The organism is Pseudomonadota bacterium (assembly GCA_022361155.1).
Lineage (GTDB): Bacteria > Myxococcota_A > Polyangia > Polyangiales > JAKSBK01 > JAKSBK01.
Map to the genome: position 1 here is coordinate 1 of JAKSBK010000018.1, position 10,812 is coordinate 10,812.

General features: G+C 66.0%; 7 protein-coding genes. 6 read left to right on the forward strand and 1 reads right to left on the reverse strand.

The features are described 5' to 3' along the window. The 3 genes from MJD61_00560 to MJD61_00570 form a co-directional block, all read left to right on the forward strand. Window positions 1-231, forward strand: a 231-nt coding sequence (locus MJD61_00560; protein MCG8553771.1) for a hypothetical protein, incomplete at its 5' end; no start/stop codon positions are given. A gap of 245 nt (window positions 232-476) precedes the next feature. After that, on the forward strand, window positions 477-1,757 hold the full coding sequence (locus MJD61_00565; GenBank protein ID MCG8553772.1) for a hypothetical protein: 1,281 nt from the start codon (window positions 477-479) through the stop codon (window positions 1,755-1,757). 584 nt (window positions 1,758-2,341) lie between these two features. Continuing rightward, window positions 2,342-3,022, forward strand: coding sequence for a transglutaminase-like domain-containing protein (locus tag MJD61_00570; protein MCG8553773.1), 681 nt, complete (start codon window positions 2,342-2,344; stop codon window positions 3,020-3,022). A 268-nt stretch (window positions 3,023-3,290) separates the two neighbouring features. Here the strand turns inward: MJD61_00570 and MJD61_00575 are convergent, their stop codons facing one another. After that, window positions 3,291-4,409, reverse strand: coding sequence for a DUF6268 family outer membrane beta-barrel protein (locus tag MJD61_00575; GenBank protein MCG8553774.1), 1,119 nt, complete (start codon window positions 4,407-4,409; stop codon window positions 3,291-3,293). A gap of 55 nt (window positions 4,410-4,464) precedes the next feature. Here MJD61_00575 and MJD61_00580 point away from each other — a divergent pair, with 55 nt between their 5' ends. The 3 genes from MJD61_00580 to MJD61_00590 all read left to right on the forward strand — a co-directional run bounded on the left by MJD61_00580 (window position 4,465) and on the right by MJD61_00590 (window position 10,762). Further along, window positions 4,465-5,073, forward strand: coding sequence for a TetR family transcriptional regulator (locus MJD61_00580; protein ID MCG8553775.1), 609 nt, complete (start codon window positions 4,465-4,467; stop codon window positions 5,071-5,073). A 466-nt stretch (window positions 5,074-5,539) separates the two neighbouring features. Further along, complete coding sequence (locus MJD61_00585) at window positions 5,540-9,976, forward strand: DEAD/DEAH box helicase (protein MCG8553776.1); 4,437 nt, start codon at window positions 5,540-5,542, stop codon at window positions 9,974-9,976. A 225-nt stretch (window positions 9,977-10,201) separates the two neighbouring features. After that, a complete protein-coding gene (locus MJD61_00590) occupies window positions 10,202-10,762 on the forward strand; it encodes a carboxymuconolactone decarboxylase family protein (protein ID MCG8553777.1) in 561 nt (186 codons plus the stop codon). Window positions 10,763-10,812: the final 50 nt, after the last annotated feature.

Genomic DNA, 10,812 nt, shown 5'->3' on the forward strand with positions numbered 1-10,812 from the left:
ATCTGGGAACGTGTTGAGCCGCTTGTGGAAGCGCTCGGAATCGAGCGACACAAGGTTGCCCAAGTCGTCGACTACTATCATGCCACCGAGAAACTCAACGAGATCGCGGCCATCCCCGTCACCTGGTCCAAGTCAACGAAGTCCGTGCAGCCTGCTCCGCGGTTTCCTGGCCGCCGAAACCGAGGCTGCTCGCGAGTGCCGAGGGCACGTCGCCAGGGTGGCAGACGTTGACCGAGATGCCGTCTTCCTTCAGTCGTTGCGCGAGTGGTTTCGCCTTTCACTTGAGCAGGTTGGTAGTTTCGGCTATGAGGGTTGTCATGAGTGGATCGCAGTGGGCAGGCGTGGCGCATTGTGGCGCTCTATCCAGTGTTCCGGATACGGAGACGAGCCGGTCGGCCGGACCGCGTCGCGCCCGCCCAGCGCTACGCCCGTCAACCATCGTGCAGAGGTTGGATTCTCCTGGAAAGGATAGCAACTTGGACAACAAGATCGCGCATGCAATCTTGCTTTCGCTTCTGTGCGGCGCATGCGGTGGCGCCACGCCTGCGCCGCCCGAACACCGTGAAGCGATGGAGCAAGGCAGCGCAGCGGGAGCGAGGGCCGGCAGCGAGCTACCGGCGCACGTGCGGCGGGCCTTCGAGCAGGAGCTCGAGCCGCAGCACGTGCATCCGATTGAAAGCAAGGACGGAAAGCTCCGTGCGCGCCTCGAAGCGTCTTCCCAACCGACCGTAACGCGCAGCGACGAAGCGTACATGCTGGTTGCACCGCTGGCCGGGGCACCTCTGCGCTGCTTCGCTTGGGACGGACGCATGGATCCCGCGAACACCATCCGCAGCCTCGTCAGCATGACGCTGGAGGCGAGCAAATCCTCTGGAACGCTGAATGGTTACCAGTTCGAGGCGCTGGCATCCGGCCTGGCGGGTTCGATCCCCTACTTGTACGCGCGAGCGCTCTACACTCAGGCGCAAGACAAGGGCGGCGACAAGCTGGGACAGATCCAATACCTCGTGGCGGGTGGTGACGTTTTCTCGGTCGGCTGCGTTCATGACCATCCTGGCCTACGCACGACGTTCGTCCGGATCGCCAAGGGCTTGGTGACTTCCATGGAGAGCTCGTTGCGCGGTGAAGAGGCCGGTCTCCGCTACCGAGAGGTCTTCCTGATCGATTCTACCGGCCCCTTCAACGGTTTCGCCGTGGCCAGCCTTAACAAGAAGGACGACGGAGGCTCCATGGAGTGGGGCTTCGAAAGCACCCTCATGCTGGGCGCTTCGCAGACCCTGGTTGCCGTCGACATCGTTTCATGGAAGCGCTCGAACAGGAACGGCGAGATCGTTGAGGCGCGCTTCCTGAAGAACCTGAACGGCAACACCGACTACGATCTCACGCTGGAGGCCTCGAAGGCAGGCTATGGCGTGAAGGGTTCGCTCAAGAGCAAAGCGTACCAGACTTCGTTGGAGCTCGACGATCCCCTGCTCGACGTTGTTCGCGTGCAGGCGTTGATTCGCAAGAAGGTGCTAAAGGAAGGGCAGCAGCTGAGCGTTGCCCAGTACGTTCCGAATGCGAATCCGAGCGCCACCGTGACCATGAGCATGCGTCGTCTCGAAAGGCCACAAGGGCAATGGAACACGCATATGCAGATCGCCGATATCGCCCAGAAGGCCAGGCTCGATGCTCAGGGGATGCTCGAGCGCGCACAACTCCCCCTAGGTCCCATCACACTCGAAGTGAAGCGGGGGTGGCTTCACGGGACGCTCTAGTCCTTCAACCGCGTGACACCGATCGATCCCTGGCAAGCGGTACTAGTGCCTCGCCACAGGAATCCTGGTTGGTTGGGGCCTGCAGTGGGGCTCGCTGGCAAGGCGGACCGACGAAGACTGCGGTTCATTTCGATGCGGCGCAGCGCATATTCGAGGAGGTCCTAACGCCGCCAGCGGGCGCCAGGGCTGGGGCCAAACGATCAGGATTCCTGTGGCGAGGTACTAGCACTAGCCGGCCGATTCGGGTGGCTGGCGGCGCTCGGCTTGGGCCCCGCCACAGAATAGCCTGTGCAGATCGCAGAGGACCGGGCGTCGCTGGCAAGGCGCGACGACGAGGAATATTGGGGATATTTCGAGGAGGAGCAACACAGCCAGCGGCGTTTGGGACCCGCGAAGTGGGCAGGTTATTCTGTGGCGGAGCCTTGGTGTTGCTCCTGGGCGCGTGCGCGCACGCGCGGCCGGCTGGTGCACCTGCCGGAGGCCCTCGACCTAAGATCACGCCCTCGACTGAGGATCGGCGGCCGCATGACGCGCAAAGCGGCGCCGAGCCTTGGCGGCCATCCAGACTCTTGGGCTTTGGCTCGGTGCCCGTGCGGCGTGTGGATCCGACAGTCGATCTTGGCGCTCCTGTTCGTATGCTGCTGCGTGGCTCCAGAGATCCAGCGCTGCGTGATCGCCTGGCCAAGTTCCATAGGGAGGTCGGTATCGAACCTCGGGGCGTCTGGGTGCGCGTCGGCCGCGCTGCGGTTCCGGTGTCGGAGGTCCAGCCTCGGCACCTCGCCGCCACCTTCTTCGTCGACTTCGACCAGCCCCCTGTGGCCGAACTGCTCGAACACCTGCAGGCCGGAGGCAAGCGGCCAACACCGGTTGGGCTACGGGATTTCGTTGCCAGCCATTTCAAGCAGGCGCGCTCCGGCGGCTTCGATCCCGCTTCCCTCGCCGCCCGCACTGCGAGCGGCGACTGCAGCGAGCATGCCGTATTGCTGGCGGCGCTCGCGCGAGGTTTGAAGATGCCGGCCCGCGTGATCCTGGGCGTCGCTATCGTGGAGCATCGTGGCGAGCTTTACGGTTTTGGTCATGCCTGGACTCAGATTCACGCCAACGGTAGCTGGCAGTCCCTGGACGCCACGCTGATCGAGGCCGCAGGCTACCTTGCTACCAGCGAGCTGTTGGACGAAAGTCCCGGCGCCGGGTTGAGCCTGGCGCGCGAGATCGCCGCAGGTTTCCTTTTCCCAGAGAGCATCGAGATAAGCCACGCGCGGTGAGTTGGGGTCGCCGCGTGCCCACCTCGCAGGCCCCAAGCGCCGCTGGCTGTGTTGCTCCTCCTCGAAATAGCCGCAGTATTCCTCGTCGTCGCGCCTTGCCAGCGACGCCCGGTCCTCTGCGATCTGCACAGGCTATTCTGTGGCGGGTCCTTGATCTCGAGCTCAGCACTCTTGTAGGTGTTTTTTGGAGTGAACGGCAAAGAGCGGAGTGTACTGCTGCCAGGTCGGCCCGGTAGTCGGAACGTTTTGCGGGGTCGGCCGATCGGTCCTAACCGTGGGGCAGTCGCCACGTCAGGGCGCCCCGAACAAAGAAGCCATCAGCCATGCGTTGGCGGCCCCCGTCGACCAGCTTGCCTGCATGGTTCATCTGGTCGAAGCGGCGGAAGATGCTGCGGCCCGCGAACCAGGTCATCCACACGTCGGCAAACAGGCGAACGCCAGCGGTGACGCCGGCGGTGGCGATCGAGTAGGCCACGTTGCCCCGCCGTCCCGGCGGTATCCGAGCATCTCTCACGGCGTAGGCGTTGCCCCAGATCTCGACACGGCCACCGAGCTCGAAGCGTGCGTGGAAGCTGCGCGTCAGGTCAAGGAACGCCGGTAGGAATGCTTCCAGCTGCCAGTCGGGCGCGGGTTGCCAATCGATGTATGCGGCTGGCAACGGCAGCAGCGTGCCGAAGCTGTAGCTGGCGAGCGCACCGCCACCCACCACCAAGCTCTCGGAGAAGCCCTTTGTGAAGAGGAGCAGCGCGCTCAGCCGCACCATGTCTCGGTCGACCGCCTCGAAGTCCCCCGCAAGTCCCGGCGCCAGGCGCACCGAAAACGACCAGTCCCCCGGCAGCAGCTGCACATACAGAAACGGTATGTCGACCGAGTGAAATGCGCGCAGCTGGGCGAAGTCGGGTGGCGCCGAGGCATACGAGATGGACTCTACATGGTAGGCCACCCCGGGAATGAGAAAGCTCTTGTCGCCAAGTATGATCGGTATGTTGAGGCTGCCATCGTAGGAGGAGACTTGGGCGCGTGTGGGTCTGGGATCCTCGAGTGCCACCGGCGGCATGTATTGGGCGCTCAGATCCACGAGGTCCGGAAACTGAGCCTGGGCCCGGTTGGGCAGCACGGCGCTGACACCGAGCAGCAGCGCGAGCGTCGCGCAAGCGCGCGTAGGTGTAAACCTGGTCACGAGCAGGGCTTCCTCCCGGCCCTGCCTCCCGAAGACGAGCCCGCGCCCCCCGCACCTCAGTGCGGCCGCCTCTGCGCGGTCCCGGAAGTTTTCGGCACGCCCCGCGCCCCCGCACCTATCAGTGCGGTTCCCAGGATCAAGCGCCGCCGAGCGGCCGAGTCTGCGCAAGCCAAGTGCCTCGCCAGAAAACGAGCGTTTGAAACACATGTTCTGTGCCTAGCGCTCTTCCCCAGGGCTGTCAACATGTGTTTCAAGCACGTGTATGGACGACTTCGCGGACCCCCCCGTCGCCCAAGCGCCTGAAAAGAAACTCTTGTTGGCGGCAATTCAGCAGATCGAGGCCCATGGCATGGCCAGGGTCACCGTTCGTGGGATTGCGGCTGCCGCAGGCATGAACCTGGCTGCGGTCAACTACTACTTCCGGAGCAAGAACGCGCTGATGCAGGCGGCGCTGGCTACCAGCCTCGAACACATGCGGGCGGACACGGAGCGGTATCTCCACGAATTCGCGACGGATCCTCAGGCCGCGCTGAAGGCGCTGTTGCTGTACTACTTCGAGGGCAGTGTGCGCTATCCACGCGTCACCAAGGCCCACTTGCACGACGCGTTCACGCAGGATGACTACAGGGGACAGTTCCCTCGCGTGCTCGAACCGATCATCGTGGCGCTGCGAGACCGCTTGGCAGAGGCCGTGCCCGGACTGAGTCGGGTCGATGCGGCACATCGTGTCGCGACCGCACTCAGCGCCGTTTTCTTCCCCGCGCTTTTTCGTCCTTTGTACGGCGCGCTCGCCGTGCTCGAGACAGAGAGGCAAAGGCAGGCGTATTTCACGCAGGTTGCCGCCCAGGCCCTCGCACCGCCATCCGACTGAGGCCGGCCCGGACTCGGCGCGTGCTAGCGAGTGTGCTGTTGGCCTTGCCGGGGGAAGCGTCCCGTCGGGGAGCCGAGTCTCGAGCTCTCAAAGCCGAGCCCGCGACAGGAGTGAAAGATAGGGCCGAACCCGCGTGACCGAGCCCGTGGTGACCGGAGCCCGAGACCGGCGTGAAATCGAGCCTGTGACCGGTGTGAGATTGCGGGCAACTGGAGAGTAGCTGGCCGATAGGCCGGTCATGCTTGCTCGCTGCGTGGTGGCTGGTCAAACGGCGACCGCGCGCGACGATGCCATGGCGCAGGCGGCGCACACGCGGGGCCGCGCTGCGCACACGCGACGTTTCCGTGGCCCGGCACGATATTCGTGGCTGTAGGTTTTTTTGTAGCGGGTCCTGGCGCCACGAGCGTGATCCAGGCTGCACGCGGGTCTGCTTGCGGGCCTCTTTCGGGCCTGGTAGCGGGTAGGGGTGGCATTGGCGAGCTTTCATCCGGCGGTCCGGCGTTGGTTCGCTGCGTGTTTCGACGAGCCCACGGAGGCGCAGCGCCGCGGCTGGAGCTCGCTGCGTGCAGGCCAGCACACGCTGATCGCGGCGCCGACGGGCTCGGGCAAGACGTTGGCGGCCTTCTTGTCGGCGATCGACGAGCTGGTGCGGCGCGGGCTCGAAGCCGAGCTCGAGGTCAAGACGCACGTGCTGTACGTCTCGCCCCTCAAGGCGCTCAGCAACGATGTGGAGCGCAATCTGCAGCTGCCGCTCGCCGGCATCCGCGAGGCGCTGCGCGAGCTCGAGCTGCCCGATGTCGAGATCACCACCATGGTGCGTACGGGCGACACCAGCTCGGCCCAACGGACGCGTTCGAGCAAGCGGCCGCCGCACATCTTGGTTACCACGCCCGAGTCGCTGTACATCTTGCTCACGAGCAGCAGCGGCCGGCGGGCGCTGGCGGGGGTGCGCAGCGTGATCGTGGACGAGATCCACGCCCTGGTCGGCAACAAGCGGGGCAGTCATCTGGCGCTGTCGCTGGAACGACTGGCGGCGCTGTGCGGCCGCGACGTGACGCGTATCGGTCTGTCGGCCACGCAGAGGCCCATTGCCGAAGTCGCCCGCTTTCTGGTGGGTCAGGGACCCTCCGGGCCCCGGGCCTGCAACGTCGTCGATCTGGGCCACTCGCGACAGCTCGACCTCGGCATCGAGCTGCCGGCCTCCCCGCTCGAAGCGGTCATGGCCGGCGAGGTTTGGGAGGAGCTCTACGACCGGCTGGCTGGGTTGATCGAGGAGCACCGTACGACCTTGGTGTTCGTCAACACACGCAGGCTGGCCGAACGGCTGACGCGTCACTTGGCCGAGCGTCTCGGCGACGACCGGGTGATGGCGCATCACGGCAGTCTATCGCGCGAGCAGCGTCTGGGCGCGGAACGCAGGCTGAAGGCCGGCGAGCTTTCGGCTCTGGTAGCCACGGCATCGCTCGAGCTGGGCATCGACGTCGGCAGCGTGGACCTCGTGTGCCAGATCGGCTCGACGCGCTCCATCGCGACCCTGCTGCAGCGGGTAGGGCGGTCCGGGCACACCCTGGGCGCCCTGCCCAAGGGGCGCCTCTTCCCGCTGAGTCGCGACGAGCTTGCGGAGTGCGCTGCGCTCCTCGCGTCGGTCCGGCAGGGTGATCTGGATCGCGTGTGCATTCCGCCCGGACCGACGGATATCTTGGCGCAGCAGCTCGTTGCAACCGTTGCCGGCCACGATGAAAACAGCAACGACGCGAGGGCCAGCAGAGCCTGGTCGGAAGACGAGCTGTTCGCGCTGGTGCGAAGCAGCTATCCCTATCGAGACACGTCGCGGGAGCACTTCTTGGCCGTGGTAGCGATGCTGGTCGACGGCTTCGACACCACGCGTGGCCGGCGTGCAGCCTACCTGCATCACGACAAGGTCAACCGCGTGCTGCGCGCGCGCCGCAACGCGCGCCTGACAGCGATCACCTGTGGCGGCGCGATTCCCGACACGACCGACTATCAAGTCGTGCTCGAGCCGCAGGGAACGCTCATCGGCACGCTCAACGAGGACTTCGTCATCGAAAGCATGCAGGGCGACATCTTCCAGCTCGGCAACGCGTCCTGGCGCATCCTCAAGGTCGAAAAAGGCCAAGTTCGGGTGCACAGCGCCGAAGGCCAGCCGCCTACGATACCGTTTTGGCTCGGCGAGGCGCCGGGACGCAGCTCGGAGCTTTCGCAGGCGGTGTCCGAGCTGCGAGCGCGCTGCGCCGCCGAGCTGCAACGCGACGGGTCCGACGACGAGCAGTCGCGCCGGCTGCAAGATTGGCTGTGCGACCGCTACCGTCTCGCTCCAGATGCTGCCCAGCAGCTCGCCGAGTACCTGAGCAGTGCGCACGCTGCGCTGGGTACGCTGCCTACGCAAGCCCACGTGGTTGTCGAGCGTTTCTTCGACGAGTCCGGCGGCATGCAGCTGGTGGTGCATGCGCCCATGGGCAGCCGTCTCAATCGAGCCTGGGGACTGGCCCTGCGCAAGCGCTTCTGCCGTTCGTTCAACGTGGAGCTGCAGGCGGCGGCAACGGACGACGCGATCGTGCTTTCGCTGGGTCCGATGCACAGTTTTCCCCTGCTCGATATCAAGGGGTTCCTAAACGCCCGCACGGTGCGCGGCGTGCTCGTACAGGCGTTGCTCGACGCACCCATGTTCGAGACCCGCTGGCGCTGGAACGCCACACGCGCGCTGGCCGTGCCGCGGCGGCGAGGCGGCCGCAAGACCCCACCCTATTTGCAGCGCATGCTCGCCGGCGACCTGCTGGCTGCTTGCTTTCCAGATCAGGTGGCCTGTTTGGAGAACGTGCAGGGAGACCGGGAGATCCCGGAGCATGCGCTGGTTCAGCAGACGATCCTGGACTGCTTGACCGAGGCCATGGACATCGAGGGCCTGGAAGCCGTTGTGCAAGGCATTCGAGACGCTACGACGAGCTTTAGCGTGCGCGAGCTAAGCGAGCCCTCGCCGTTGGCTCAGGAGGTCTTGACCGCACGGCCGTATGCGTTTCTGGATGACGCGCCCCTGGAGGAGCGGAGAACGCAGGCCGTGATCGGCAGGCGCGCGCTCGATGTCAAGCACGCAAGCGAGCTCGGCGCCCTGGACCCGCAGGCCATCGCACGCGTAAAGGAAGAAGCTTGGCCGCGCCTCGAGTCCGCCGACGAGCTGCACGATGCACTCGTCCTGACGGGTCTGCTGAATGCAAGCGAGGTCGAGGGCTACCCAGCATGGCTCGAGCAACTGTCCCGCGCGAAACGTGCCACCATGCTGCGGCGTGAAGGGCGCGAGCCGATCTGGGTCGCTGCCGAGCGCAGAGCCATGTTGCAGGTGCTGCTGCCCGAAGCCCGGGCCGCCGACCCGAGCGTCTGGCTCGCGGACGGCCGCTCCTGGTCCAAGCAGGACGCCTTGGTCGAGCTTGTGCGCTGCCGGCTCGAGGTGAGCGGGCCTGTCACGGCGCAGGAGCTGTCGGCGCAGCTTGGCCTCGAACGCACCGGGATCGAGGCTGCGCTCGTGCGGTTGGAAGCTCAAGGCTACGCCCTGAGGGGCCGCTTCCGAAAACCTGCGCTGGCGCGCCCTCTTGACCCCGCCAGCTTGGAGTGGTGCGAGCGCCGCCTGCTCGCCCGTATTCATCGCTACACCCTCAAGCAGCTGCGCCAGGAGATCGAGCCGGTTTCGGGCGCAGCCTTCATGCGCTTCCTGTTTGCCTGGCAACACGCCCGCGCAGAGGAGCAAGTACGTGGCCCGGAAGGCCTGCAGGCCGTGCTCGAGCAGCTCGAGGGCTACTCCCTGGCCGCAGCTTGCTGGGAGGCCGAGGTGCTGCCGGCACGTATCGCGGCCTACGAATCGGCCTGGCTCGATGCCGCCAGCTTGCAGGGCCGCTTCGTTTGGGCCCGTCTTCCCAATCGGCTTCGCTTCGAACGAGCCGACGGCGAGGACAAGGCCGCTTTAGCGGGCCGGCCTCGACCGGTGCGAAGCACACCGATCGCCTTCTTAGCGCGCGAGCGGCTAGCTTGGTGGCTGCACCAGGGGGACGCGAACGGCGCCGGGGGCCTGTCTAGCCAGGCTCGGACGCTCTTGAGCTGCCTGCAGGATCGCGGCGCCCTGTTCTTCAGCGAGCTCGTCACGGCCAGCGGCTTGCTGCGCACGCAGGCCGAGGATGCGCTGGCCGAGCTGGTATCGATGGGCCGGGTGACCTCCGATAGCTTCGCGGGGCTGAGGGCGCTGCTGGTCCCCGGGCACAAGCGCGATTCGGTGCGCACGGCGCGACGGCGAGCACACGCCACCGCTTTCGACATGCAGGCCGCCGGGCGCTGGAGCCTGCTTGCCACCCAGCCGGGTCCTGAGGCAGTGGACTCGCACGAAGCCGACGAAGCCCGCGCCGAAGCCTGCGCGCGCCTGCTGCTGCGCCGCTACGGCGTCGTATTCCGGGCGCTGCTCGTTCGCGAAGCGATGCCGCCCTGGCGCGAGCTCGTTCGGGCACTGCGCCGGTTGGAGGCTCGCGGAGAGATCCGCGGGGGCCGTTTCGTGGGCTCCGCAAGCGGGGAGCAATACGCGCTGCCCGAAGCCGTTACCCTGTTGCGCCGGCTGCGACGCGAGCCGCCGAATCCGACCCTGATCGCTATCAGCGCGGCCGATCCCCTCAACCTGGTGGGCATCGTACCAGCCGGCGCGCGCGTGCCCGCCCTCGCAGCCAACCGCATCCTCTACCGTGACGGAACACCCGTGGGTGTTCGCGAGGCGGGTCAAGTCCGCCTGTTCGAGCAAACCGATCGCAAGGAAGCCTGGGCCCGCACTGCTGCGCTCGAGCGCTTGCGCCTTCCGAGCCGGCGCGCGGCAGGCAGGGACAGTCATCCGGCTAGCGCCACGTCGTCCTGATCAGCACCTTGCCCATGCTCCCGTCCGTGCCCCCGCCCGAGCTCTCATCGTTCGCTTCGGTCGCTGCCGGCGATGGTTTCCGGGCAAGGGCAAGGGCATGGGCATGAATACACCACGGACCGCTCGAAGCCCGTCGGGTCACATGAGCGCGGCGCGGCTGTAACAGCTTGGCTCTGCGACCGTCCATCCAGTCGTGCAATCAAGAGCACGGATTCGGAGCGAAACATGACGGACTTCACGATACACGCAGTAGAAGAAGCAACCCCAGGGGCGAGGCAGGGCCTGTCGAAGGCCAAGGAGCAGTTTGGATTCGTTCCCAACTTGCTCGGCATTATGGCCGAAGCGCCGAGCGTGCTCGACGCCTACCTGATGCTGGCCGAGCGCTTCGCCTCGAGCTCGCTGTCTCCGCTCGAACAGCAGGTCGTGCTGGTCACGACGGCCGTGCACAACCGCTGCGACTACTGCGTGGCAGCGCATTCCTGGGGAGCGCAGGCTGCAGGTGCGGACGCTGCCGCCCTTGCGTCGCTGCGCGCCGCCGAGCCCGTGCAAGACGCCCGACTGGCTGCCCTGCAGCTATTCACCCGTGCCGTGGTCGAAAAACGTGGTTTCGCTACGAAAGAGGACGTCGACGCGTTCCGAGCGGCGGGTTTCAGTCGGGCCAACGTGCTCGAGGTCGTGCTCGGCGTCACCCAGAAGACGCTGAGCAATTACGTGAATCACATAGCCGAGACCCCGCTCGACCCACAGCTTGCGGGTTTCAAATGGGAGCCCAACGGCGTCCTGTAGCTGAAGCCGCCCGGTGCTTGCCCCCTCCGGGCCGCCACCGCACGACCGCA

Coding starts and splice junctions, on each gene's coding strand:
- MJD61_00575 (MCG8553774.1), bottom strand. CDS start 4,409: ATGTGTTTCAAACGCTCGTTTTCTGGCGAGGCACTTGGCTTGCGCAGA.
- MJD61_00580 (MCG8553775.1), top strand. CDS start 4,465: ATGGACGACTTCGCGGACCCCCCCGTCGCCCAAGCGCCTGAAAAGAAA.
- MJD61_00590 (MCG8553777.1), top strand. CDS start 10,202: ATGACGGACTTCACGATACACGCAGTAGAAGAAGCAACCCCAGGGGCG.